22 protein-coding genes are annotated in these 24,123 nt (G+C 65.9%); 7 read left to right on the forward strand and 15 right to left on the reverse strand.

The annotated features are described in order from the left end of the window. The first annotated feature begins 6 nt into the window (after nucleotides 1-6). Nucleotides 7-945 carry a GlxA family transcriptional regulator gene (locus tag AC1RR3_RS29925; protein WP_492827407.1) on the forward strand — a complete coding sequence of 313 codons (939 nt, stop codon included), beginning with the start codon at nucleotides 7-9 and terminating at the stop codon, nucleotides 943-945. Here AC1RR3_RS29925 and AC1RR3_RS29930 read toward each other — a convergent pair. Then, nucleotides 942-1,940, reverse strand: a complete 999-nt coding sequence (locus AC1RR3_RS29930; protein ID WP_492827409.1) for a Na+-dependent transporter — start codon at nucleotides 1,938-1,940, stop codon at nucleotides 942-944. The genes AC1RR3_RS29925 and AC1RR3_RS29930 overlap by 4 nt on opposite strands. Nucleotides 1,941-1,956: 16 nt before the next feature. Continuing rightward, nucleotides 1,957-2,904 (reverse strand): LipP1 family hormone-sensitive lipase, encoded by a 948-nt coding sequence (lipP1, locus tag AC1RR3_RS29935; RefSeq protein ID WP_492827411.1) that lies wholly within the window; start codon nucleotides 2,902-2,904, stop codon nucleotides 1,957-1,959. Nucleotides 2,905-3,111: 207 nt separating this feature from the next. Here lipP1 and AC1RR3_RS29940 point away from each other — a divergent pair, with 207 nt between their 5' ends. Continuing rightward, nucleotides 3,112-4,170, forward strand: a complete 1,059-nt coding sequence (locus tag AC1RR3_RS29940; protein WP_492827413.1) for a DUF2155 domain-containing protein — start codon at nucleotides 3,112-3,114, stop codon at nucleotides 4,168-4,170. Between the two features lie 7 nt (nucleotides 4,171-4,177). Here AC1RR3_RS29940 and aat read toward each other — a convergent pair whose 3' ends face one another. From aat to AC1RR3_RS29990, 10 genes are all read right to left on the reverse strand, one after another. Beyond that, entirely contained in the window at nucleotides 4,178-4,858 is a 681-nt protein-coding gene (gene aat, locus AC1RR3_RS29945; protein ID WP_492827415.1) for a leucyl/phenylalanyl-tRNA--protein transferase, read from the reverse strand. 50 nt (nucleotides 4,859-4,908) lie between these two features. Then, complete coding sequence (locus AC1RR3_RS29950) at nucleotides 4,909-6,012, reverse strand: sensor histidine kinase (protein WP_492827417.1); 1,104 nt, start codon at nucleotides 6,010-6,012, stop codon at nucleotides 4,909-4,911. Then, on the reverse strand, nucleotides 6,009-6,449 hold the full coding sequence (locus AC1RR3_RS29955) for a response regulator (RefSeq protein ID WP_492827419.1): 441 nt from the start codon (nucleotides 6,447-6,449) through the stop codon (nucleotides 6,009-6,011). Before AC1RR3_RS29955 ends, AC1RR3_RS29950 begins: the two co-directional genes overlap by 4 nt. Next, nucleotides 6,446-7,963, reverse strand: a complete 1,518-nt coding sequence (locus AC1RR3_RS29960) for a sensor histidine kinase (RefSeq protein ID WP_492827421.1) — start codon at nucleotides 7,961-7,963, stop codon at nucleotides 6,446-6,448. Before AC1RR3_RS29960 ends, AC1RR3_RS29955 begins: the two co-directional genes overlap by 4 nt. 106 nt (nucleotides 7,964-8,069) lie before the next feature. Continuing rightward, a complete protein-coding gene (gene accC, locus AC1RR3_RS29965) occupies nucleotides 8,070-9,428 on the reverse strand; it encodes an acetyl-CoA carboxylase biotin carboxylase subunit (RefSeq protein ID WP_492827423.1) in 1,359 nt (452 codons plus the stop codon). Between the two features lie 59 nt (nucleotides 9,429-9,487). Continuing rightward, nucleotides 9,488-9,976, reverse strand: coding sequence for an acetyl-CoA carboxylase biotin carboxyl carrier protein (accB, locus tag AC1RR3_RS29970; RefSeq protein ID WP_492827425.1), 489 nt, complete (start codon nucleotides 9,974-9,976; stop codon nucleotides 9,488-9,490). 37 nt (nucleotides 9,977-10,013) lie between these two features. Next, nucleotides 10,014-10,481 carry a type II 3-dehydroquinate dehydratase gene (gene aroQ, locus AC1RR3_RS29975; protein ID WP_492827427.1) on the reverse strand — a complete coding sequence of 156 codons (468 nt, stop codon included), beginning with the start codon at nucleotides 10,479-10,481 and terminating at the stop codon, nucleotides 10,014-10,016. A 258-nt stretch (nucleotides 10,482-10,739) separates the two neighbouring features. Continuing rightward, nucleotides 10,740-11,561: a DUF1236 domain-containing protein gene (locus tag AC1RR3_RS29980; RefSeq protein ID WP_492827429.1), complete on the reverse strand. Its 822-nt coding sequence runs from the start codon at nucleotides 11,559-11,561 to the stop codon at nucleotides 10,740-10,742. Between the two features lie 257 nt (nucleotides 11,562-11,818). Next, nucleotides 11,819-12,586, reverse strand: coding sequence for a DsbA family protein (locus AC1RR3_RS29985; protein WP_492827431.1), 768 nt, complete (start codon nucleotides 12,584-12,586; stop codon nucleotides 11,819-11,821). Between the two features lie 100 nt (nucleotides 12,587-12,686). After that, on the reverse strand, nucleotides 12,687-14,090 hold the full coding sequence (locus AC1RR3_RS29990; RefSeq protein ID WP_492827433.1) for a M48 family metalloprotease: 1,404 nt from the start codon (nucleotides 14,088-14,090) through the stop codon (nucleotides 12,687-12,689). A 201-nt stretch (nucleotides 14,091-14,291) separates the two neighbouring features. On the opposite strand from AC1RR3_RS29990, the gene AC1RR3_RS29995 reads away from it, so the two are divergent. The 3 genes from AC1RR3_RS29995 to AC1RR3_RS30005 all read left to right on the forward strand — a co-directional run bounded on the left by AC1RR3_RS29995 (nucleotide 14,292) and on the right by AC1RR3_RS30005 (nucleotide 17,545). Next, complete coding sequence (locus AC1RR3_RS29995; protein WP_492827435.1) at nucleotides 14,292-15,479, forward strand: pyridoxal phosphate-dependent aminotransferase; 1,188 nt, start codon at nucleotides 14,292-14,294, stop codon at nucleotides 15,477-15,479. A 90-nt stretch (nucleotides 15,480-15,569) separates the two neighbouring features. After that, nucleotides 15,570-16,127 (forward strand): biotin transporter BioY, encoded by a 558-nt coding sequence (locus AC1RR3_RS30000; protein ID WP_492827507.1) that lies wholly within the window; start codon nucleotides 15,570-15,572, stop codon nucleotides 16,125-16,127. A gap of 83 nt (nucleotides 16,128-16,210) precedes the next feature. Beyond that, nucleotides 16,211-17,545 carry a dicarboxylate/amino acid:cation symporter gene (locus tag AC1RR3_RS30005; protein ID WP_492827437.1) on the forward strand — a complete coding sequence of 445 codons (1,335 nt, stop codon included), beginning with the start codon at nucleotides 16,211-16,213 and terminating at the stop codon, nucleotides 17,543-17,545. A 25-nt stretch (nucleotides 17,546-17,570) separates the two neighbouring features. On the opposite strand, the gene AC1RR3_RS30010 is transcribed toward AC1RR3_RS30005, so the two are convergent. Then, nucleotides 17,571-18,455 (reverse strand): SDR family oxidoreductase, encoded by an 885-nt coding sequence (locus AC1RR3_RS30010; RefSeq protein WP_492827439.1) that lies wholly within the window; start codon nucleotides 18,453-18,455, stop codon nucleotides 17,571-17,573. A 92-nt stretch (nucleotides 18,456-18,547) separates the two neighbouring features. On the opposite strand from AC1RR3_RS30010, the gene AC1RR3_RS30015 reads away from it, so the two are divergent. Together AC1RR3_RS30015 and AC1RR3_RS30020 are read left to right on the forward strand one after the other, a co-directional pair. Beyond that, complete coding sequence (locus tag AC1RR3_RS30015) at nucleotides 18,548-19,384, forward strand: helix-turn-helix transcriptional regulator (protein WP_492827441.1); 837 nt, start codon at nucleotides 18,548-18,550, stop codon at nucleotides 19,382-19,384. Between the two features lie 49 nt (nucleotides 19,385-19,433). Further along, the gene (locus AC1RR3_RS30020) at nucleotides 19,434-21,530 is read left to right on the forward strand and encodes a tetratricopeptide repeat protein (protein ID WP_492827443.1); all 2,097 of its coding nucleotides are present in this window, start codon (nucleotides 19,434-19,436) and stop codon (nucleotides 21,528-21,530) included. Nucleotides 21,531-21,583: 53 nt separating this feature from the next. Here the strand turns inward: AC1RR3_RS30020 and AC1RR3_RS30025 are convergent, their stop codons facing one another. Both AC1RR3_RS30025 and AC1RR3_RS30030 read right to left on the reverse strand, forming a co-directional pair. Beyond that, nucleotides 21,584-22,708, reverse strand: a complete 1,125-nt coding sequence (locus AC1RR3_RS30025) for an alpha/beta hydrolase family protein (RefSeq protein WP_492827445.1) — start codon at nucleotides 22,706-22,708, stop codon at nucleotides 21,584-21,586. Between the two features lie 157 nt (nucleotides 22,709-22,865). Beyond that, a complete protein-coding gene (locus tag AC1RR3_RS30030) occupies nucleotides 22,866-24,098 on the reverse strand; it encodes an NAD(P)/FAD-dependent oxidoreductase (RefSeq protein WP_492827447.1) in 1,233 nt (410 codons plus the stop codon). Nucleotides 24,099-24,123: the final 25 nt, after the last annotated feature.

Genomic DNA, 24,123 nt, shown 5'->3' on the forward strand with positions numbered 1-24,123 from the left:
TGACCCATGATTGGCATCCTGATCTTCCCGGACTTCCAGCTGCTCGATGCGGCCGGCCCGATCTCGGTGTTCGAGATCGCGGCGCGCGCCAGCGGCAAGCCGCTTGCGCTCCGCGTGCTGGCGGCGCAGGCGGGGCTGGTGGCGAGCTCGTCGGGTGTCGAGATGATGGCGCGCGATTTCAAATCGGCGAATGCGATCACGACGCTGGTCATCGCAGGCGGCGTCGGCGTCGCCGATGCCGCGCGCTGCGAGGTCACGCGCGCGTTCGTGCAGCGGCTGGCCAAGCGCGGCGTGCGGGTCGCGAGCGTCTGCTCGGGCGCCTATGTGCTGGCCGAAGCGGGCCTGCTCGACGGCCGCCGCGCCACCACGCATTGGGGGAGGACGCGCGATTTCGTCGCGCGCTATCCCAGGGTGAAGTTCGAGCCGGATCAGATTTTCACCCGCGACGGCAATGTGTGGACGTCGGCGGGCATCTCGGCGGGGATCGACCTCGCGCTGGCGATGGTCACCGAGGACCATGGCGAGGAGATCGCGCAAGAGACCGCGCGGCAGCTCGTGCTCTACCACCGCCGCAGCGGCGGGCAGTCGCAATTCTCCTCGCTGCTGGAATTGAAGACGCCGAACGGCCGTTTCGGAGCGCTGCTGTCCTGGGCGCGCGAAAATCTCGACGCGCCGCTGACGGTGGAGGATCTCGCCGATCGCGCCGGCATGAGCGCGCGGCACTTTGCCCGCGCCTTCGCCGCCGAGACCGGCACGACGCCGTCCAAGGCGATCGAGAAGTTGCGGCTCGAAGTCGCGCGCGAGCGGGTGCAGTCCTCGCGCGAGGCGATCGAGCTCGTGGCGGAAACGACCGGCTTCCGCGACCCCGAACGGATGCGGCGCGCCTTCATCCGCGCCTTCGGCCAGCCGCCGCAGGCGCTGCGGCGCGCGGCGCGGGCGGGTTAGGGCGGTTCGACGATCGCGGCGGCTTGCGTGTCCGCCGTCAGCCGCCGCGCGATCGGCGTCAGCAGATACGGCGCAAGATGAATCGGAAACTGCGTCAGGGCGAAATAGAGCCAGGTCGTGGCCGGCAGCGCGCCTGCGGTTGCGGCCAGCATCAGGCCGAGATTGCGCTGTGACACCATCAGCCCGACTGCGAAGGCGCGCTCGGTGCCGGCGCGGCGGAAGAGCAACGTCGTGACGATGAGCAGGGAGAAGTAGACCGCGAAGGCGAGCAGGGCGACGCCGATCGTGAACAGTGGGTCGGCGACGAAATCGTGGGCGACGTCACCCATCACGGCGGATGCGAACACCAGCAGGATGACAATGTTGAAGCCGTCGATCGGCCGCTTGTGGCGCTGGATCGCTTCCGCGCCGAAAATCCAGCGGATCGCCGTTGCGCCAATCAGCGAAACCGCGAGGATGGCGAGCAGCTTTACGCCGAGTGCGAGCGGCGAGATGCTGAGCATGCCGCCGAGGAACAGGCTGGCGAACAGCGAGGCGGTGAAGGGCACCAGTGCGGTCGCGGTGACCAGCGTGACCAGCGGGAGCGTGGCGTCGAGACCCATCAGTGCTGCGAGCGCGGGCGCTGCCATCATCGGCGAGGCCATGCCCTGGAGCATCAGCGCGAGGAAGAGGCCGGGGGAGCTTCTGTCGAACCCACTTCCATGGGCCATTAGCCCGATGATCAGCGGCACGCCGATCGTGGTCCAGACGGTCGCGCTCGCAATCAATGCGGGACGGCGGAGATGGCCGGAGAGCGCGACGAGGTCGACCCGCATGAAGGAGATGCAGAGCAGGCCGAGGATCGCCTCGGTGACATAGGGGCGCAGCAGTGCACCGAGCGGCGGCACCGCAACCGCGATGAAGGCGATGGCCGCGACAGCGCGAGTGCCCTGGCCGCCGAGCCAGGTCAGCGCGCGCAAGGGAATGGCGAAGACGGTTCGAAGAACGGACGGCATTTGGACGATGGCGTTCTCAGCCCAATCCCTTCAACCACGCGCCGATCTCGCTGACGGCGACATTGGCCTGTTGCAGCAGCTTGCCCATGGTGAAGAAGCCGTGGAATTGGCCGGGATAGTGCTTGTACGTGACGGGCACGCCGGCCTGCTTCAGGCGCGCGGCGTATTCGTTGCCTTCGTCGCGCAGCGGATCGGCGCCGGCGGTCAGCACATAGGCCGGCGGCAGGCCGGCAAGGTCTTTCGCCCGCGCCGGCGAGGCGCGCCAGTCGTGGATGTCGGCGGCGCCGTTGAGGTAGTGGTCGCGGAACCAGCGGATCACACTGTGCGTCAGCAGCACGCTGGTCTCGGGCTCGCTGTGGGAGCCATGCGTCATGGCGAAATCGGTCGCGGGATAGATCAGCAGCTGGCCCGCGATCGCGGGGCCGCCAGCGTCGCGCGCGGCGAGCGCTGTGACCGCGGTGAGATTGCCGCCGGCGCTGTCGCCGCCGATCGACAGGCGTGAGGCGTCGATGCCGAGCTCGCGCGCGTTCGCGGCAATCCACCTGGTCGCGGCAATGGCGTCATCGGTTGCGGCGGGAAATTTGTGCTCGGGCGCGAGGCGATAATCGACCGAGACCACGATCAGCGCGCCGGAATCCGCAAGCTGGCGGCAGGCGACGTCATGGGAGTCGAGATCGCCGATCACCCAGCCGCCGCCATGGAAGAACACCAGGGCCGGCGACAAGCCGCCGTTCCGGCGCGGCTCCTTCGGCACGTAGATGCGCGCGGGGATCGTCCCGTGCAGCGCCGGGATCGCGAGCGGCGCGACGCGAGCAAGCTCGGGCGGTTCGGGGTTGGTGGCAAAGCGGGCCTGGGCGTAATAGGTGCGCGCCTCGGGTGCGGTCAGGCTCTCATAGGCTGGGCGGCCGGCCTCCTGGAACGCCTTGTAGACGGCGGCGGCATCGGGATCGAGCACGACGGGCATGGTGGAGCGACCTTGGGGCTTCTGGTTATCGTTGGACGTCGGCACTCGGGGAAATGCCCGCTTCGGCCCCGGGGAGGAGCCTCCCAACTATCCCATTCGGCCGGCGGTCTGGCCAGCCGGCGGCGGGCGGGGCAGGGATGCCGCCCTTTCCCCGCCGTATTCGGCGTGTTAACCGGATGGCCTGCGAGCGGCGGTATCCCCTGTAGAATGTCCAGCAAGCCCGATTCGCTGTTGAAGCCGCGCGAGACAATGGTTCGAACCTTTACCCTTACAGGTCTTGCTCTTGCAGGTCTTGCGGTGCTTCTGGCCGCCACCGCGCTGACGGTTGCGACGCCCGCGCAGGCGCAGATCGGCACGATCTTTTCTGATCCGCCGCCGCTGCGACCGCCGGGCAGCATTCCGCGTGGCCAGCCGCAGCCTCAGGTTCCTGACGACGACGAGGAGGTCCCCGAGCTGCCGCCGCAGGGCCGTGTGCTGCCGTCGCGTCCGATGCCTCCGCCGCAGGGGCGGCAGGGCAATGTGATGCCTGGACCGGTCGAGACCCAGCCTCTGGCGCCGCCGCCGGGCTCCACCGCCGCGCCGCCGAACCAGCCGCCCGCCGTGGCGGTCGCGCCGCCCAATGCGCCGGGAGCCCCACCGCCGGGCGCCCCCGGTCAGCGCCAGCCGCAGCAGAAGGGCGGCCCTGTGCCGCAGACGCCGGCGAGCCTGCAGCCGGGCGACGAGGTCGTGACCGAGCCGCCGGCCCAGAAGATCGTGAACAAGAAGGCGACCTTCTCGGGCCTGGACAAGATCACCGGGCGCATCATCAATTTCGACGAGGAGATCGGCGAGACCGTCCAGTTCGGCGCGCTCAGGGTCAAGACCGACGCCTGCTACACGCGTCCGGCGACGGAAGCCACCAACACCGACGCGTTCGTCGAGGTCGACGAGATCACCTTGCAGGGTGAGGTGAAGCGGATCTTCTCGGGCTGGATGTACGCGGCAAGCCCCGGCCTGCACGGCGTCGAGCATCCGATCTACGACATCTGGCTGACCGACTGCAAAGAGCCGCAGCAGACCATTGCGACCGCGGCGCCCGATCCTGCGAACAAGCCAGCGCCTCCGCCGCCGCCTCCCGCGCAGAAGAAGGCCGCACCAAAACAGGCCGTGCAGCAGCGTCCGCCGCAGCCCTTGCCGCCGATGCAGCAGCAGCAACCGGCACCGCCGCCACCTCCGCCGGAGCAGCGGCCGGGTCTGTTCGGCATTCCGGGGTTTGGCAGCCGGTAAACCGGATTTATTGCCTGGAGGCGATGATCTCGAGCGCGCGTGCGCCCGGGATCGCGTCGCCGGACGAGAGCCTCAGGAAATCGCCGGGCTCGCCGGCGAGCGCCTTGTCGAGCAGCGCGGTGTAGCGCCGCCGCGAAATCTCGACCGCGCCGAAGCTCTTCAGATGCTCGGTGACATATTGGGTGTCGAGCAGCTCGAAGCCGCCATGGATCAGCCGCGCCACCAGATGCACCAGCGCCACTTTCGAGGCGTCGCGCGCGGTGTGAAACATGCTCTCGCCGAAGAAGGCGCGCCCGAGGCTGACGCCGTAGAGTCCGCCGACGAGGTCGTCGCCCTGCCAGGCCTCGACGCTGTGGCAATGGCCGAGCTCGTACAAGCCGCCATAGAGGTCACGGATGCGCTTGTTGATCCAGGTGTCCTCGCGGCCTTCCTGCGGCGCGGCGCAGCCGGCGATCGTGGCCTTGAACGCGGTGTTGACGGTGACGCGAAAAGCGTCCGAACGGACGGTGCGCGCCAGCCGCGAGGCGATGCGAAAACCTGCCAGCGGGATCACGCCGCGCAATTCCGGCTCGACCCAGAACAGGGTCGGATCGTCGGCGCTTTCAGCCATCGGAAAGATACCGCAGGCATAGGCGCGCAGCAGCACGGCCGGCGTGATCTCAGACGAGGCGGAATCGCGCGAATTCATGGTGGCCCACAATAGCAGGATCGCAACGCGGTTGCGACGGCCGGCGCGGGTCAGCTCGCTGCGGCGGTGTTGGCCTTGCCGGGCGCCATGGGCGTCCGGCGGAACCTCAGCAGGATGCGGGTTCCGCTGTGGGCGGGGTCGCGCTCGACCGAAGCGTCGAGCTTGGCGGCCATGGCCGCGACGATGCGCTGGCCCATGCCGGTGGAGCGCGGATCGGCCTTGACGTTGTCGCCGACGCCGTCGTCGGCGATCGCCAGCAGCAGATCCTCTCCTTTCGCGCTCAGCTCGACATGGATCGGGCCGGCGCCATCGGGATAGGCGTATTTCACCGCGTTCATCACCAGCTCGTTGACGATGATGCCGACCGCGACCGCGCGGTCCGGATCGATCTCGATCGGCTCGGCCTTCAGCGTCAGCCGCGACATCCGGTTACCTTCGGCCGAGCGGCGCAGATCCTCGAGCAGCGAGTCCAGATACTGGTTCAGCATCACGCTCTTGAGGTCCTGCGAGGTGTAGAGGCGGCGGTGCACCTGCGCGACGGCGGCGACGCGGCCCATCGCATTGGTCAGCGCGGCCTTGACCTCGTCCTGCCCGGCGGAACTGGCCTGAAGGTGCAGCAGCGAGGCGATGATCTGAAGCGAGTTGCCGACGCGGTGATTGACCTCGCGCAGCAACATCTCGCGTTCGGCGGCAAGGGCCGCGTAGCGGTCGCGCGAGGCGTGGATCTCGGCTTCGGCTTCCTCGCGCGCCTTCTGCAATTCGGCCTGGCGCAATGCGCCGTCGGCTGCGACGTGGAGCAGGGGGATGAAGTCGCCCTTGACGTCCTTGACGAGATAATCGGCAGCGCCCGCCTTCAGCGCGGTGACCGCGATGGTGGAATCCTGCGAGGCCGTGACGAACACCACGGGAGGGGCGCCCGGGATCGCCATGATCTGCTCGAGCGTCTCCAGGCCGTCCAGGCCCGGCATGTACTGGTCGAGCGCAACGACGTCGATGCCGCCCTCGAGACACGCGCGGCGAATGTGCTCGAGGCCTTCCTCGCCGCTTGCGGCATGAACGACCCTGTAGCCGCGCCGCGTCAGGCCGCGGTCGACCAGCCGCGCGAGCGCGTCGTCGTCGTCGATGTACAGCAGTGTTGGCGTGCGCTGGTTCATGTGGCGGCGGGCGGGACCTGGATGACGGAGAAGAACAGCCCGAGCTGCCGGATGGCGTTGGCGAAATTCTCGTAATTGACGGGCTTGGTGATGTAGACGTTGCAGCCGAGTTCGTAGCAGCGCTTGATTTCCTGGGAATCGTCGGTGGTGGTCAGCACCACCACGGGCGAGGCCTTCAGATATTTGTTCTCCTTGATCTGCTTCAGGATGTCGATCCCGGTCATGTCGGGAAGGTTGAGATCGAGCAGGATCAGGAGCGCATTGCCCTTTTGCACGAAGCCGGTGCCGTCGGCGCCGAACAGGTGCTTCATCGCGTCGGTGCCGTTGGCGAAGGAGATGATCTCGTTGTTGACGCCGGACCGTCGGATGTTGCGCTCGATCAGCCGCGCGTGTCCCTCGTCGTCCTCGATCATGATGATGCTGACGGGCTGAGTCATTTATCGGCGTTCCGGTTGCTGGCGTTCCAGGTGATGGGCAGCGTGATTGTGAAGGTGCTGCCCGTGTTCAGTTCCGATGATACCGACATCGTGCCGCCGAGGCGGCGCACAAGTGCACGCACGTGCGCAAGTCCGATGCCCTGACCAGGCTTGTCCTGGGTTCCCGCACGGCGGAACAGGTCGAAAATCCGCTGATGATCCTTCGGATCGATGCCGCGGCCGTTGTCGCTGATTTCGAAGATAGCGTAGCCGAGCTTGGTGCGCCCGCGAATTCGGATCTCGCCGGGCACCCCGGTCTTGAGATACTTAATGGCGTTATCGATCAGATTGGAGAAGATCTGCTCCAATGCAAGGCGATCGCTGACGATATTTGGCAGCGGTTCGATGTGAATCTCGGCCTGCGCTTCCGCCGCCTGATGCGCCAGCGAGGACACGATGCCCTCGATGAAATCGCGCGTCTCGATTCGCTCCGGCTGGAACTCGCGCCGGCCCTCGCGGGTCAGGTTGAGGATTGCCGAGATCAGCCGGTCCATCCGGGCAATCGAGGATTTGATGAAGCCGAGCGCTTCGGAAAAGTCGGCCGACAGCTGCTTGTCCGGGCCATCCAACGGAATGTCGCTGACGTCCGCCGGGGGTCCGCCCGCCGGCACCCCGGTGAGCCCTCCGATCCGGCGAAAGATGTCCTTGCCCAATTCTTCGAGTTCGCTAGTGAAGCCCATGATGTTGACGAGTGGCGAGCGCAGATCGTGACTGACGATATAGGCAAAGCGCTGGATCTCGTTGTTGGCCTCGCGCAGATCAGCCGTGCGCTCGTCGACGATGGTTTCGAGGTTCACATTGGCGTCGCGCAGCCGCGCTTCGGCCTCGTCGCGGGCCTGGGCGGAACGACGTATCAGCCAGACCGAGATGACGGCCAGCAGCACGACAAGGCCGGAGCCGATGCCGGTCAACGACGCGGCGAACGTCTGGCTGCGGTCGGCGTTGGTCGAACGGAGCCGGAACAACCGCTCTTCTTCCTGGATCATCGCACCAGCGAGGCCGCTGATTGCGGCGGTGGTGTCCGCGGCGGCGGCCTCGCGGACAAGCGCCGTGGCCTTGTCGGGCAATCCCTGCCGAACGAAATCCATCTCCTGGGAGAACTGGCCCAGCCGGTTTTCGATCGCTGAACTCAGCCTCTCGATATTGGTGCGTTGCTCCGGATTGTCACCAGTCAGACGCGTGACCCTGTCGAGGGCGGGTATGATTGCTGCGACAGCCTTCTCGTGGTCGGCCTTGAAATCCGGCGTCTGGGTCAGGAGATAGCCGCGAGCGCCGCTTTCGGCGCGGCGGATTTCGAGCAGCAGCGTATTGATCTGGTTCTCCACCTCGATGGTGTGAACCACCCATTTGTTGTCGTCGCGGGCCTTGTTGACGAGATAGACGGAGCCGGCGCTGATCGCGGTCAGCACAACGAGGCCTGCTGCGAACAGCAGGATCTGCCAAAATGCGCGCCGTCGCTGCGCCTCGGCTGTCACGACGGTCTCACTCTGTCAGGCTCAGTGGAATTCAAAACGCCCCCTTGGAACTGTCCCCTCCGACCAGAACGTGATTGGGGCCAAAGGGTTCCATGGGACGAGAGGATTATTTCGCGGCCGGTTCCGCCTTACCGGCGAGGTACTGTTCCAGCCAGTGGATGTGGTAGTCGCCGTTGATGATGTCGTCCTCGCGGACGAGGTCGCGGAACAGCGGCAGCGTGGTCTCGATGCCCTCGACCACCATCTCGTCCAGCGCCCGGCGCAGCCGCATCAGGCATTCGGCGCGGGTCTTGCCGTGCACGATCAGCTTGCCGACCAGCGAGTCGTAATAAGGCGGGATGGTGTAGCCCTGATAGACCGCGGAATCGATGCGCACGCCGAGCCCGCCGGGCGGGTGGTATTGCGTGATGCGGCCCGGCGAGGGGCGGAAGGTGTCCGGGTTCTCGGCGTTGATGCGGCACTCGATGGCGTGGCCGATGATCTGAATCTCGCTTTGCTTGGCCGGCAAGTCGCCGCCGGCGGCGATGCGGATCTGCTCCAGCACGAGATCGATGTCGGTGATGCTCTCGGTGACGGGATGCTCGACCTGGATACGCGTGTTCATCTCGATGAAGTAGAACTCGCCGTCCTCGAACAGGAACTCGATGGTGCCGACGCCGAGATATTTCATCTCGCGCATCGCCTTCGCGCAGGTCTCGCCAATCTTGGCGCGTGCCGCCGCGGCGAGCACGGGCGAGGGGCCTTCCTCCCAGACCTTCTGGTGGCGGCGCTGCAGCGAGCAGTCGCGCTCGCCGAGATGGATCGCGCCGCCGCGGCCGTCGCCGAGGATCTGGATCTCGATATGGCGCGGCTTCTGGAGGTATTTTTCAAGGTAGACCGAGGCATCGCCGAAGGCGGATTTGGCTTCGTTGGCCGCCGTCGACAGCGCCACCTGAAGGTCGGCCTCGCTCTGCGCAACCTTCATGCCGCGCCCGCCACCGCCGGCCGCCGCCTTCACCAGCACGGGAAAGCCGATCTTGCGGGCGATCGCCATCGCATCGTCGTCGGGGCCGACCGCGCCGTCGGAGCCGGGCACCACGGGGATGCCGAGCTTCCTGGCGGTCTTCTTGGCCTCGATCTTGTCGCCCATCAGGCGGATGTGCTCGGCCTTGGGGCCGATGAAATGCAGATTATGCTCGCCGAGGATTTCGGCGAAGCGCGCGTTCTCGGAGAGAAAGCCGTAGCCGGGGTGCACGGCATCGGCGCCGGTGATCTCGCAGGCCGCGAGCAGCGCGGGCACGTTGAGATAGCTGTCCTTGGAGGGCGGCGGTCCGATGCAGACGCTCTCGTCCGACAGGCGCACATGCATGGCGTCGGCGTCGGCGGTGGAGTGCACGGCGACGGTTGCGATCCCGAGCTCCTTGCAGGCGCGCAGGATGCGAAGGGCGATCTCGCCGCGATTGGCTATGAGGATCTTGTCGAACATGGTGTCCTTTGGGGACTGGCGCGCGGGACGCGGCGAGGGCGGCTGGCCGCCCTCAATCGTTACTCAATGATGACGAGCGGTTCGCCGAACTCGACCGGCTGGCCGTCCTCGACCAGGATCTGCGTCACCGTGCCAGCGCGCGGCGAGGGGATCTGGTTCATGGTCTTCATGGCTTCGATGATCAGCAGTGTCTGGCCGACCGAGACCTTGCTGCCGACCTCGATGAACGGTTTTGCGCCCGGCTCCGGCGACCAATAGGCGGTGCCGACCATCGGCGAGGTCACGGCACCCGGATGCTTCGACAAGTCGGCCGCGGCAGCAGCAGGCGCAGCGGCGGCGGTTGCCACCGGCAGGGCGGCGGGAGCGGCTGCCATCGGCATCGTCGCGGCAACGCTGATGTTGCGGGCGACGCGCAGGCGCAGGCCGGCGCGTTCGATCTCGATCTCGGTGAGGCTGGTCTCATCGAGCAGAAGCGCGAGTTCGCGGACGAGCGCGGAATCCTCGCTGGAAAACTTTGCGGCTGCTTTGTCGTCTGGCTGGCGCGCCATGTTGTTTGATCCGAATGTTCTGTGTGATGAGGGAGCGTCAGGCTTTGGGCTTGAGGCCGAGCTTGGCGGCGAGGCCCTGGACGGCGAGGCGGTAGCCCTCGATGCCGAAACCGCAGAGCGAGGCGAAGGCCGCGCGCGCGGTGTAGGAATGGTGGCGGAAACTCTCGCGGGCGTGGATGTTGGTCACGTGCACTTCGACGGTCGGGATCTGCACCGCGAGCAGCGCGTCGTGCAGCGCGATCGAGGTGTGCGAATAACCGCCGGCATTGATGATGATGCCCTTCATCTTGCGCGCATGCGCCTCGTGGATGAAGTCGATCAGCTCGCCCTCGCGGTTGGACTGGCGGCAGTCGGCCTTGAGGCCGAACGTCGCCGCGGTCTCACGGCACAGCGCCTCGACGTCGGCCAGTGTCGCGTGACCATACTTTTCGGGCTCGCGCGTCCCCAACATGTTGAGGTTCGGCCCGTTGAGAACGAGGATGGTGTCGGTTGCAGGTTCGGCCATTCCAATCCCGGAAGAGGTGCTTCAGCGTGGCGGGGGTTATAGGTAACAAAGCGTCCCAGGGGAAGCCTTGAAGGACCTCCCGGGAGCCTTCAGGTACCTCATCCGGGGTGCAAAAACCTGTGCGGAAGCTACGGAAATTGCTTGTTAACCAGTCCAAAGCATGGCTGCCGGCCGAGACCCTCCGGGAAGCCCGCCCCATCAGCCAAAAGCCCCTGCCGATCTCTCGGCAAGGGCTCATTTGGTCGTCAGCGAAGCAGCTTAGCCTTCGATGATGTAGACGATCTCGCGCGTCTGCGGACGGACGATCACGTACTGGCCGTGGACGAAGATCACTTCATAGCCACGCCACTCCGGGTAGATTTCCACGATCCGGGGCGGCAGCGGATGGAAGCGGACGGACGCCGGGATCGCCGTGCCGACCGAGATGTTGAAGTTGACGTTGGTGGTCTCTTCGATCTTGGTCGACTTGATCGCCGTTGAGATCTGGGTCCGCTTCTCGGCAGGCGGTGCAGCAGCGGTCGCGGGGGCGGTGCCGGTCGTGGTCTGGGACTTGGTGTCGGCGCCCTTGGTCTCTGCGCCCTTGGTCTGGGCGTTCATGTTGCCGCTCTTGGTGTCGGTCTCGGTGCTCTTCTCAGTGCTCTTGGACTTGTCCATCTGGGACTTGTCCATCGTGCTCTTCGACTTGTCCTGCGCGGACTTGTCCTGCACGCCCTGGGCGTGCTCGCCCTTCGCCGCGCCGGCCTTCTCGTCAGCCGCGTTCTTGTTCATCGTGCCGGACTTTTCCATCCCGCCGGATTTCTCAGCAGCGCCGGATTTCTCCATTGCGCCAGACGACTTCTCCTCGGCAGCCCCACCGGGCTTCATGGCACCGCCAGTCTGGCCGACGGTGCCCTTCTCGGGAGCCGCTTCCTTGCCCATCGCGCCGCGTTCAGCCGCGCCGCCCGAGGGCTGCGAGTGCTGCGTCGGCTGCGCACCTGCGCCGCCACCGCTGTCGCGGTTCATGGTACCCTGTGCGTTCGCAAGACCGGTGCCGGCGATAAGTGCGATCGCGGCGACCGAGATCATAAAGCGGTTAGACATTGAATTTCTCCTCACGTGTTTCGTGTTTATTGCGTCATTGCCCGCGCCAACAACGAAAGGAGGTATCAGGAGTTCCGGAACATCTGGGGTTCCGGGGGATTTGTTTGTTGAACGCCAGATGAATGCGCGCGTCGGATTTGGACACGATCGCGGTGACAGCAGCGCACAACGAAAAGGCCGGCTTTTCAGCCGGCCTCGCTTCATGCGTGACGTTGAACTGCGCGATCAGCAGGTCGCGTTGTTAGCAAGTCGCCTTGTTAGCAGGTCGCCTTGCCGCAGCGGGCGACGCCGATCTTTTCCTTGAGGCCTTCGAGGCCGACGGCGCCGATCACGATCTGCTTGCCGATCACGTAGCTCGGCGTGCCGTTCATGCCCATCGCTTCAGCGAGCTTGAAGTTCTCCTCGATGGTGGCGCGCACTTCGGGGCTGGCGAGGTCCTTCTCGATCTTCGCGGTGTCGAGGCCGGCCTCCTTGGCCGCCTGCATCGCGCGTGCCTTGTCGGCCGCGCCGCGGCCGCCGAGCAGCTTCTGGTGGAAGTCGAGATATTTCTTGCCGGTGGGATCCTGCATGCGCACGGCGACCGCGACTTGCGCGGCTTCCACCGAGCCCTGGCTCAGCACCGGAAATTCCTTCAGCACGACCTTGAGCTTCGGATCGGCCTTCATGAGGTCGAGCATGTCGCCCATGGCGCGTTTGCAATAGCCGCAATTGTAGTCGAAGAACTCGACGAAGGTGACGTCGCCGTCCTTGTTGCCGAGCACGACCTGGCGCGGCGAGTTGAAGATCGCATCCGAGTTCTGCGCGATGCTGGCCTCGTGCTTCTGCGTCTCGGCTGCGGCCTGACGCTTGGTGAGCTCGGCCATGGCATCCTCGAGCACCTCGGGATGGCTGATCAGGTAGTTCTTGATGATCGCCTCGATGTCGGTGCGCTGGGCATCGGAGAAGCTGTCGGCCGACGCGGGCGCGACTGCGCCGAACATGGCGAGCGCAAACAGCGCGGGAGCAAGCAGGCGCAGCGAAGGCATAGGCAAATCCTCTTATCCAAAGCAGGTTTCGGAAAACGTCCCGGCGGACTCAAAGCTCGGTGTCGTGACGTCGTGGTATCAGGCGTCGTTCCAGTTTTCGTTAGTTGCGCGACGGCTTCGCCGCGACGATGTCGTCGGCCTTGACCCATCCGGGCGTACCGACGGCGAAACGGGTTTTCGCGCGCGTGGCGAGCTCGCGGGCGGTCTTGTTGTCGCCGCGCAGGTAAGCGGCCTGGGCCGAGGCGAGATCCGCCTCGGCATAGTCGCCCTTGCGGCCGTAGGCCATCGCGAGCTGGGTATAGCCAAGCGGCGCCTCGGGCTCCCGTGTCACCGCGGCACGGAGAATCCGAACGGCGTCGTCGGTGTAGGCCTTATTATCGGTTCCAACCAGAGCTTGCCCAAGTAACATCTCGATGAGGGGGGCGTTGTTGGAGAGTGCGACAGCCTTGCGCAGGGGAGCGATCGCCTCGGCGGGCTTGCCGCTTTCCAGCAGGGCCTGGCCGCGGACCTCGTAGAAGTACGGGTTGTTGGGCTGGACCTGGATCAGCGCGTCGATCTGGGCGAGCGCACTGCGCAGATCACCGTGCAGATAGGTGCTGATGGCGCGGGCATAGCGCGCCGGCATGCTGTCGTTGGTCTGCGGGTAGCGGCGATACACCGTCTCCGGCCGTTCCATGAAGGCCGAGATCTTGGCGCGCACCATGTCGTGGCGGAGCTGGAGCGCAGGATCGTCCTTCTTGTCCCAATAGGGGCTGGAGCTGGCGAACTCCTGGAGCGCGGCGACGCGCTCGGCGGGCATCGGGTGCGACTGCAGATAGGGATCGGCGCCGCGTGCCGCGAACAGGCTCTCGCTGGTGAAGCGCTTGAAGGTCTCGTACATGCCCTTCGGCGACTGCTGGGTCGCGGTCAGGAATTTCACGCCGGCACGGTCGGCGTTCTCCTCCTGCTGGCGCTGATAGGACAGCAGCGTCCGGCGGATCATCTCCTGCGGACCGGCGATTGCGGCCGCACCGGCATTGGCGAGGCCGTTGTTGCCGGCGCTGTTGCTGCCGCGGGTGCTGCCCACTGCGATCGCGCCGGCGCCGAGCAGCATCGCGATGATCATCTGGGTCTGGGCATTGGAGAGCTGCTCGCGCAGCTTGGACAGATGGCCGCCGGCCAGGTGCCCGGTCTCGTGCGCGAGCACGCCGATGATCTGGTTCGGCGTCTCCGACTGGAGGATCGCGCCGTAATTGACGAAGATGCGGCGGCCGTCCGCGACGAAGGCGTTGAACGAGGCTTCGTTGATGATCACCATCTGGATGTTCTGCTTTTCCAGACCGGCGACGCGCAGGATCGGGCGGGTGTATTCGCGCAGCAGCTGCTCGGTCTCGGTGTCGCGCAGGATCGGCGGACCCTTGGCCTGCGCGCGCGCAGCCGGGACCGGCAACAACGCGATCGCCGCGGCGGTGACCAGGGCGGTGAGGGCGGAGGCCTTCTTGCGCAATGCGATCTGGAGCAACATCAAGCGGTCTTGGTCAAACGGGCTCGGTCAAGTGGTCTTGCAAGTGGTCTTGGCAAGCAGTTTCGTGATTGGTTTTGGCGATTGGCGGCGGACCGGATACGCGATATGCCCTTATGAGCCGTACAATACGGCCAGTCTGGGGCGCAAGCGCCCCGTTCCCGGACCGGACCGACCGGTTCGCCAGCGAAATAGCAGAAATCGATGCACGATGCGACATTGAGGAACCGGTTAGGGCAGTGGCTCGAGCCCTCCCGCCGCAGCGACGTTCCCCCGTTCATGGTGATGGACGTTATGGCCGCGGCGGCCCGAATCGAGGCGGCCGGCGGCCATGTCATCCATATGGAGGTCGGCCAGCCCGCGGCCGGGGCGCCGAGGACCGCGATTGCCGCCGCCCATGCGGCGCTCGAGGCGGGCCGGATCGACTATACCTCCGCGCTCGGTATCCCGAGCCTGCGCGAGCGTATCGCCCGGCACTACCGCGATGCCTATGGCTGCGACGTCAGCCCCGAACGGATCGTGGTGACCACGGGCTCCTCCGGCGGGTTCATTTTGGCTTTCCTGGCGATGTTCGAGCCCGGCGACCGTGTCGCCGTGACGGTGCCGGGTTATCCGCCGTACCGTCACATCCTCACCGCGCTCGGCTGCGAGCCGGTGCTGATCGAGACCACGAACGAGACGCGTCATGCGCTCACCGGCGAGGCACTGCTGGCGGCGCATCGCAAGGCGCCGCTGAAGGGCGTGCTGGTCGGCAGCCCCGCCAATCCGACGGGGACGATGATGTCCAAGGAGGCGCTCGCCGGCTTGATCGCAGCGGCGGAAGACGCCGGCATTCGCTTCATCTCGGACGAGATCTATCACGGGCTCGACTATGCGTTTCCGGCGGTGACGGCGGCGGCGCTGTCGGACCACGCACTCGTGATCAACTCGTTCTCGAAGTATTTCTGCATGACCGGGTGGCGTGTCGGCTGGATGGTCGTGCCCGAGATCCTGGTGCGGCCGATCGAGCGGCTCCAGCAGAACCTCTCGATCTCGGTGCCGTCGCTGTCGCAGATCGCGGCCGAAGCCGCCTTCGATGGCGCGGCCGAGATGGAGGAGATCAAGCACGGCTATCAGGAGAACCGGCGCATTCTGATCGAGGGATTGCCCAAGGCGGGCCTCAGCAAGTTCCTGCCCGCTGATGGTGCCTTCTATCTCTATGCCGACGTCTCGGACTTCACCTCCGACAGTTTCGAATTCGCCAAGCAGATGCTGGAACAAGCCCATGTCGCGGCAACGCCAGGCGTCGATTTCGATCCTATCCATGGCCGCTCGTTCATACGATTCTCCTATGCGCGTTCGGCAGCCGAGATGCGGGAGGCAGTTGACCGGATCGCTCACTGGCTTAAATAGCCGCCAGCTTTGACCAGCCTTCCGGAGTTCACCTTGTCTGACCGATCCGTCCCGTCCTCTGCTGCACCGCATTCTTCTCTCGCCGCATTGATGTGGCCGACCCGCCCGGGTGAAACCGTGGGCAGCTTGCGCGCCGTCGTGCTGATCGCGCTCGGCACCGCGCTGATGACGCTGTCGGCCAAGGTGAACCTGCCGCTGCCTTACGTGCCCATGACGTTGCAGACGCTGGTGGTGCTGATGATCGGCGCTGCCTATGGCTGGCGCCTTGGGAGCGCAACCATGATCGCCTACCTCGCCGAGGGCGCGCTCGGCCTGCCGGTGTTCGCCGGCCCGGTCGGCGGGATTGCGCCGCTGGTCGGCCCGACCGCCGGCTATCTGTTCGGCTTCGTGCTGGCTGCCTTCGTCACCGGATGGCTCGCCGAGCGCGGCTGGGATCGCGGCGTGGTGCTGCTGTTTGCGGCGATGGCCGTCGGCCACATCGTCATTCTGGCCGCCGGGTTCGGCTGGCTGGCCTTCGGCGTCGGCCTTGGCATGACCAAGGCCTGGCAGGTTGGCCTCGCGCCGTTCATCGCGGCCTCGCTGGTCAAGAACGCGCTGGGCGCGGCACTGATGCCGGCGGCCCGCCGGATCATCGATCGCCGCGGGTAAAGCGCGCCATTCCAAGCAGTTCCAATTGACAGGCCCGGCCAAGTTGATCTTGGCTGGCTCCGAGTGTGAGGGGGAGTGAAACAATGACGACGACAACGATGGTGGCGGCGCCGACAGCGCCAGCCGCAGCCAAGCCGTGGTACAAGGTTCTCTACGTCCAGGTGCTGATCGCGATCGTGCTCGGCGCCATCGTCGGCTGGCTCTGGCCGACGGTTGCCACCAACGACTGGATCAAGGCGCTCGGCGACGGCTTCATCAAGCTGATCAAGATGGTGATCGCCCCGATCATCTTCTGCACCGTGGTCTCCGGCATCGCTCACATCCAGGACGCCAAGAAGGTCGGCCGCATCGGCGTCAAGGCGCTGGTCTATTTCGAGATCGTCTCGACCTTCGCGCTGGTGATCGGGCTGCTGGTCGGCAATCTCGTCAGGCCGGGCGCCGGCTTCGGCAGCGCCGCGGCCAACGCGCAGGCCGTCGCCAATTACGCCAAGCAGGCCGAAGGTCAGAAGTCGGTCGACTTCATCCTGCACATCATTCCGGACACCGTGGTCGGTGCCTTCGCGCAGGGCGAGATCCTGCAGGTGCTGCTGTTCTCGGTGCTGTTCGGCTTTGCCATCATGGGGCTCGGCGAGCGCGGCCATGTGATCCGCAGCTTCATCGACGACGCCGCGCATGCCGTGTTCGGCGTGATCTCGATCGTGATGCGCGCAGCGCCAATCGGTGCGTTTGGCGCGATGGCTTTCACCATCGGCAAGTTCGGGACCGGCGCAATCCTCAACCTGATGGGTCTGATCGCGACGTTCTATCTGACCGCCGCGCTGTTCGTGTTCGTGGTGCTCGGCATCATCGCGCGGCTTGCGGGCTTCTCGATCTTCAAGTTCCTGGCCTATATCAAGGACGAGCTCCTGATCGTGCTCGGTACCTCCTCGTCGGAAAGCGCGCTGCCGTCCCTGATGGAGAAGCTCGAACGTCTCGGCTGCTCCAAGTCGGTGGTCGGCCTCGTGGTGCCCACGGGTTACTCGTTCAATCTCGACGGCACCAACATCTACATGACGCTGGCGACGCTGTTCATCGCGCAGGCGCTCGGCTTCGATCTCACCTTCGGCCAGCAGCTCACGATCCTGGTCGTGGCGATGCTGACCTCGAAGGGCGCCTCGGGCATCACGGGAGCGGGCTTCATCACGCTGGCCGCAACGCTCGCCGTGGTCGATCCGCGCCTCGTGCCGGGCATGGCGATCGTGCTCGGCATCGACAAGTTCATGAGCGAGTGCCGCGCGCTGACCAATCTGTGCGGCAACGGCGTGGCCTGCGTGATCGTCGCCTGGTGGGAGGGTGAGCTCGATCGCGACAAGCTCAACGCCAACCTCGCCAGGCAGATCGATCCGACCGACATGGAAACCGCTGTCACGACGGACTGATCTGCACTGGCGGTGCCGGGCGCCGTCAGGCCTTGAAGTAATAGGGCTGGTCGAGATCCTCGATCAGCCCTTTTTCTTTGGGTTCCCAGCCGAGGAGGGCACGCGTCTTCGCGCTCGAGGTCGGAACGTCGACGGCCGCAAATCGCGCGAACCAGCCGAAATGCTGCTCGGCTTCATCAGTGGATTTCGAGACCACCGGCACGCCGAGCCGTTTGCCGATCACCTCCGCGATCACCTTGAACGGTACGCCTTCCTCGGCGATCGCATGATAGCGTCCCGCAGTTGCGCCTTGCTCCAGCGCGAGGCGATAGACGCGCGCCGCATCGAAGCGATGTGCGGCCGGCCAGCGGTTCATGCCGTCGCCGATATAGGCTGCGGTGCCTTTCTCGCGCGCGATCGCGATCAGGCGCGGGACAAAGCCGTGGTCGCCCTCGCCATGGGTCGTCGGCGGCAGCCGCACGATGCCGGCGCGGACGCCTTGCTGCATGAGATCTTCGGCGGTCGCTTCCGAGACGCGCGGGAAGTGACGGGCCGCCGCATCATCCTCGGTCGCCAGCCGTCCCGGCGCCAGCAGCGCCACGCCAGAGGTAACGATGAGCGGACGTTCGGAGCCTTTCAGCTCTTCGCCGAGCGCGAGGATGGCGCGGCGATCGAGCTCGCAATTGTCGGCAAACTTCGAGAAATCGTGGTTGAAGGCAAGGTGCAGCACGCCGTCGGAAGCCGCCGCGCCGCTACGCAAGGACGCATGATCCTCCAGCGAGCCGCGATGGACCTCGGCGCCCAGCGCGGTGATTGCGGCCGCACCTTCATCGGTCCGGGCAAGGCCGGTGACGCGATGGCCGGCGGCGATCAGGTCGCGAACGACGGCGGAGCCGACGAAGCCGGTGGCGCCAGTGACGAATACACGCATGAGCAGTCTCCAAAGGGTTGGTGGAGACGACCATCTGCGCTAGGATTATCCAGGTAAAGTAGTGACGTTATCGGGGTATAATGGCTAACAGGATGAGCGAGACCGCCACAGCCGAGAACCTGCTCGGGACGTACCTGAAGGACCGCCGCACGCGTCTGGATGCCGCCGCTTTCGGCTTCGCCGGCAGCCGCAGGCGCACGCCCGGCCTGCGGCGCGAGGAGGTGGCCCAGCGCGCCAATATCAGCCCGACCTGGTACACTTGGCTGGAGCAGGGCCGGGGCGGGGCGCCATCGGCCGACGTGCTCGACCGCATCGCTCGCGCCCTGATGCTGACCGACGTCGAGCGCGAGCATTTGTTCCTGATCGGCCTCGGCCGCCTGCCCGAGGTGCGCTACCAGGCGATGGAAGGCGTCTCGCCGCGACTGCAGCGCGTGCTCGACGCGCTCGCATTCAGTCCCGCGCTGGTGCGGACCGCGACCTGGGACGTCGTCGCCTGGAACCGCGCGGCAACCGTCGTGCTGACGGACTACGGCGCGATCCCGCCGGGACAACGCAACATCCTGCGTTTCATCTTCTGCGATCCGCGCGTGCGCGCAGCGCAATACGATTGGGATAGCGTCGCGCGCTTCGTCGTGGCGGCATTCCGGGCGGATGCGGCGCGTGCAGGTGCTGTCTCGCATGTCGCCGATTTCGTCGACGAGCTCTGCCGCACCAGTCCGGAATTCGCAGCTCTCTGGCGCGACAATGACGTGCGCCATCATGGCGACGGCACCAAGCGGCTGCGGCACCCCGTTCACGGCACCATGTCGTTCGATTGTTCGAGCTTCAACGTCGAGGGCCGCTCCGATCTCAGCATGATCGTCTACAACCCGGCCACACCTGATGACGCCGAGCGCATCAGACAACTGCTCGCCGAGCGCGCCGACTGACGGAATTTTCGAGCTCGCGCGTTTAACCCGCATCTCGGACCTCGAAGGGGTGGGTGGTATCGTGGGCAATGCGGCTGTGAATCCGATTGTGGTGCAGGCGGCGGAACACTTTGCGGCGGGGCGACCGGACCAGGCGGATGCGCTCTGCGCGGAGGTTCTGAAGGCCGATCCGGATCATGTCCCGGCGCTGCATCTGGCCGCCGTCGCCGCCTTCGTCACCGACCGCGCGGCTGACGGCGCCGCGCTGCTCGGCCGCATCTTCAGCGTCGATCCCGAGCACGCGCCGGCGCTGGTCACGCTCGGCGATGCACTGGCGGTGAAAGGCGAGCAGGAGGGAGCGGTGGCGGCCTTCCGGCGCGCGCTGGTGCGACGGCCTGATGATGCCGGCCTGCACAACAAGCTCGGCGTTTCGCTCGGCGAGCTCGCCCGCTTCGACGAGGCCGAGGTCGCCTATCGCCGCGCGCTGGCGCTCGATGCGCATCTGACGCGGGCCTGCTTCAACCTCGCCGTCGTGCTTGCCGAGCAGGGGCGGCTGACCGAAGCAGAAGAAGCCTTTCGCGCCGTCATCGCGCGGGAGCCGTCCTATCGCGGCGTCTGGCTCAATCTCGGCAATCTCCTTGTGGACCAGAGCCGGCATGGCGAGGCCACGGCCGCCTACCGTTGCGCAGTCGCCGCTGATCCCGACAATCCCCAGGTCCTGTGCAATCTCGGCGCAGCGCTCTATGGCCAGCGGCTGCTCGAGGACGCGATCGCCCAGTATCGTCGCGCTGCCGCGCTGGCGCCGAATAACGTCGCCGCCCTGCGCGTCCTTGGACTTGTCCTGCAAGAGGCCGGCTACCAGCGCGAGGCCGCCGAGGTTTACAGGCGGACATTTGTGCTCGATCCGGCCGATCATATGGTTGCAACCAATCTCGGCGCCTGCCTTTGCGAGCTCGGCATGTTCGATGATGCGATCGCGGCTTGCGGGCATGCGCTATCGTTGAAGCCGGATCACGCGCCGGCCCTCACCAATCTCGGCGTCATCTACGAGAAGCTGGACCGTATCGACGACGCGGTGGCCGCACACCGGCGCGCCATTGCCGCCAACGCCTCTTACGGCAGAGCGCATGGCAATCTCGCGGTCGCGCTGCGCAATGCCGGCGAGATCGACGAGGCGCTCGCGGTCTCACACCGGGCCATTGCGCTTGATCCGGAGCGGCCGATCGCCCATTACAATCATGCGCATTTCCTGCTGATGAACGGCGACTTCGCAAACGGGTTCGAAGCGTATCGGTGGCGCCGACATTGCAAGATGTTGTCGGATGGCGATCCGATCTTCAGCGAGCCGGAATGGCAGGGCGAGCCGCACGACGGCCGCACGCTGTTGGTGTTTGCCGAATACGGGCTCGGCGATGCCCTGCATTTCGTGCGCTATCTTCCGATGCTGACGGCAAAGGGCGGCAGGATCATCCTGCAGGTTCAGCCCGCGCTGGCCTCGCTGCTGCGACAGCTCCCCGATGTCACCGTGATCCCCCGCGGCGAACCGCTGCCGCCGTTCGACCTGCAACTGCCGCTGTTGAGCCTGCCGCGCATCTTCAGTACCACGCTCGACACCATTCCAGCCAAGATTCCCTATCTGCATCCCGATCCCGCCAAACTGTCACGCTGGCGCGCGGCGCTCGCGGATGTGACGGCGCTGAAGGTCGGCGTGGTCTGGGCCGGCAATGCCAGGCACAAGGGCGACCGGCAACGGTCGTTGCCTGCCGCGGTCGTGCTGCCGCGCCTCGTGCTGCCGGGCGTGCAGCTCTACAGCCTGCAGAAGGAGCCGCGGCCTGGGGATGCTGAGGTGCTCGCGGCGCTTGGCGAGGACATCATCGACCTTGCGCCGTCGCTCGGTGATTTCGCCGATACCGCCGCCGCGGTCGCGGCGCTCGATCTCGTCATCGCCGTCGACACGTCGGTGGCGCACCTTGCCGGTGCGCTCGGCCGTCCGGTGTGGATGCTGACGCCTTACGCGCTCGACTGGCGCTGGCTGCGCGATCGCGAGGACAGTCCGTGGTATCCGACCATGCGGCTGTTCCGCCAGCGCAGCCCGCGTGAATGGGACGACCCGCTGATGCGGCTGTCGGCTGCGCTCGCGGTGCTTGCCGCCAAATGCGCTGACTAGACGTGACTCACGGTCAGCACATGGCTGAGCAGGCTGACGAGCGGACCCGTCGATCAATGTTCTGTAATATTCTGGCCGACCGCATACACGTGGCACGCTGTGCCGAAGCTGTTGCTTTGGCATTCCGCGATGGATTTGTCGCGCGCTTCCGCGACCGTCCGGCTGGCGCGGGCCAAGCCACAGCCTCCCTTGCCGTCGATGGCAAATGCCTTGGTGTCGCTGCGAATGGCGACGTAACCGGCGAACGCTTGCTGGCAGTCGGATGAAAGACCCGCAGGCGATGAAAGCTGGGCAGGTTCCGGTAGATCGACCGTGACCGCGGTCGGCAACCCAAGCTCGGCGAGGAATGGCTCGACGACGGGAAGCCAGCTGTCGGCCGAAGCCCTGATGATGAAATCGTGACCGTCAGTTCCGAAGGGCGGCAGGATATGCAATCGCGCCGGTGCGCCGCCAGTCGTATATGCGGCGAGCATCTGGCGCGCCAGCTCAGGGCCATATGATAGGTCGTTTTCAGCGTAGAGCCAAAGCGAGGCTACACGAGCGGTGCGGCCGAGTGCTGCCACCGTGCCGATCAGACGGTCCGGACTGCAGGTTTCGTCCGGCTTGGCCATCGAGTGGTAACCACCGTCGAAGTTCAGAACTCCGACCACGCCCACGGGATTTCGTTCAGCTACGGCGAGCATCGTCAATCCGCCAGTCGAATGGCCCAGCAGCAGGATGTGGTCGGGGTCAACCCACGGCTCGCGTCGAGCCGCCGCCATCGCCACAATGATATCGTCTGCGGCAACGCGTTCGGCCGCGAGGTAATCACAGGGTCTGAACAGTTGCTCGGAATAGCCTCCTCCGGACAGGCCGAAGCCGCGACGCATGATGGACAGGGTCGCATAGCCACGCTGGGCGAGAGCGACGGCTGCTGTGTTGAAAGCGGTCGGAGTGCGATTGGCAATGTTGCGGAAGAACGCGTCATCCCATCCGCCCGGAGTGCCATGGGTCATGATGACCAACGGAAATCGGCCGGGACGATCCGGTCGAATGATATAGCTGTCCAACGTCAAATCCTTGCCGGAAATCCTGACGGGCAACAGCATCGGCACGCTGATCAAACCCGGCAACAGTCTGCGGTCTTCGGCGTGAGCAACGGTGACGAAGAGCAGAAGCAGCGCTATCAGCGTTCGCACGTGAGGCTCCAGAACCAATACCCGCGTGTATCCCCGCCGTATTACTACTCGGACTGCGAGCCCGAACAAGACGCGGGAAGGGTCGAAGTCTGGATTAAACGGCGATGTGATGAAGTTGCAGGCTTCCTCGGGAAACAGGACATTCTGCGCCGATGACTTAAAACCGCTCGGGCCGGTACGGCGTCGGATCGATCGACGGCGTTTCGCCGCTCATCATCTCGGCAAGCAGGCGCCCCGTGGCGGGCCCCAGCGTAAATCCCTGGTGGCCGTGGCCGAAGTTCATCCAGAGGCCGGGATGGCGCGGGGCGGGGCCGAGCACCGGCAGCATGTCGGGCGTGCAGGGGCGGGTGCCGAACCAAGGATCCGGCTCGACGCGCTTGCCGAGATCGATCAGCTCGCGCGCGGAGGCCTCCGCGCTGGCGAGCTGCACCGGTGTTGCGAGTGCGTCCGGTCCGGTCAGCTCGGCGCCGGTGGTGATGCGGATGCCCTTGGCCATCGGACCCATGGCATAGCCATTGCCCTTGTCGACCATGGGCAGGTCGAGCGACGCGCCGCCGCTGTAATGCATGTGGTAGCCGCGCTTGCGCACCAGCGGGATGCGATAGCCGAATTTCTGGAGAAGGTCGGGCGACCACGGCCCGAGCGTCACGACGGCGTTGGCGGCGTCGATGCGGCCCTTGTCGGTGTCGACCGACCAGCCGGTTGCAGTCTGTTGCAGCGACTGCGCATCGCCGAGCACGATCGTGCCGCCGAGGCGCTGGAACAGCTCGGCATAGGCGGTGACCAGTGCACCGGGATCGGACACGGTCCAGGTATCGAGCCAGTGGATCGCGCCCGGCAGATCGTCGCGCAGGATCGGCTCGGCTCTGGCGAGCTCGCCGCCGGAGAGAACGCGAAAATTCACGCCGAATTCGCGCTGGTCTTGTTCGGCGTCCTTGATCGAGTGCTCCAGGGCGGCGTCGTCGCGATACACGGCCCGATAGCCCGCGCGGCGGATCAGATTGTCGGCGTGGGCTTCGCGAATGAGGACGTCGTGCTCCGGCGTCGCGTAGGCGATCAGCCGCGCCCAGCCGACGATCGCCTCGCGGTGGCGCTTCGGCGCCGAATGCCACCAATAGCGGAGCAGGGGTTCGATATGGCGATGAAGCGACGACAGGCTGTAGCGCACGTCGTTGGTACGACCGGTCGCGATCTTCATGAGCGTGGCGAGGTCGCGCGGCATCGGATAGGGACGCACCGCTTCCGCCTGGATCATGCCTGCATTGCCATAGCTTGTCTCGCGGCCGGGCTCCCTGCGATCGACCAGCGTGACCGACCAGCCGCGGCGCTGCAGATGCAGCGCGGCGCCCACGCCCACCATGCCCCCGCCGAGAATGATTGCACTTCGCATCGGCAGAAATCTCCTGTCAGGCCCG

The sequence above is a fragment of the Bradyrhizobium sp. GW821-FHT13H05 genome (assembly GCF_058804065.1).